This window comes from Aeromonas caviae (assembly GCF_000819785.1).
In the GTDB taxonomy this organism is placed as follows: domain Bacteria; phylum Pseudomonadota; class Gammaproteobacteria; order Enterobacterales; family Aeromonadaceae; genus Aeromonas; species Aeromonas caviae.
The window spans coordinates 2,388-3,090 of the sequence record NZ_CDBK01000081.1 but is presented as its reverse complement, the minus strand read 5'-3'; the positions used below and the strand labels follow the sequence as shown (position 1 = coordinate 3,090).

The following is a 703-nucleotide window of genomic DNA, read 5'->3' as shown; positions in this document are numbered from 1 at the left end:
GCTCAAGGCCCTGGGTGCCAACCTGGTACTGACCGAAGGTCCCCTCGGCATGAAGGGCGCCATCGCCAAGGCCAACGAGATCCTCGAATCCGAACCGGGCAAGTACGTGCTGCTGCAACAGTTTGAAAACCCGGCCAACCCGGAAATCCACGAGCAGACCACTGGCCCCGAGATCTGGGAAGCCACCGATGGCGAGGTGGATGTGTTCGTGGCGGGCGTCGGCACCGGCGGCACCATCACCGGGGTCTCCCGCTACATCAAGAAGACCAAGGGCAAGGCCATCGTCTCCGTGGCGGTCGAGCCCAGCGAATCCCCCGTCATCAGCCAGAAACTGGCGGGTGAAGAGATCAAACCGGGTCCGCACAAGATCCAGGGCATCGGCGCCGGCTTCATCCCGGGCAACCTGGATTTGAGCCTGCTGGACCGCGTCGAGCAGGTGAGCAGTGACGAAGCCATCGAGATGGCCCGCCGCCTGATGGAAGAGGAAGGGATCCTGGCCGGTATCAGCTCCGGCGCTGCCGTGGTCGCTGCCAACCGTCTGGCCGAGCAGCCGGAGTTCGAAGGGAAAACGATTGTCGTCATCCTGCCGAGCGCCGCCGAGCGTTACCTCTCCAGCGCCCTCTTCGCCGGTGTGTTCAGCGAGCAGGAATTGCAGCAGTAGTTGATCAGCCAACACCAAAACGACGGCGCTCCGAGGAGCGCC

At 63.7% G+C, this 703-nt stretch carries 1 protein-coding gene; it reads left to right on the top strand.

Annotated elements, in window-relative coordinates; all coding sequences use genetic code 11:
• Positions 1 to 661 (top strand): pyridoxal-phosphate dependent enzyme (locus tag BN1120_RS20860; protein WP_042016475.1); only part of this gene is annotated, 661 nt, incomplete at its 5' end.
• Positions 662 to 703 lie beyond the last annotated feature (42 nt).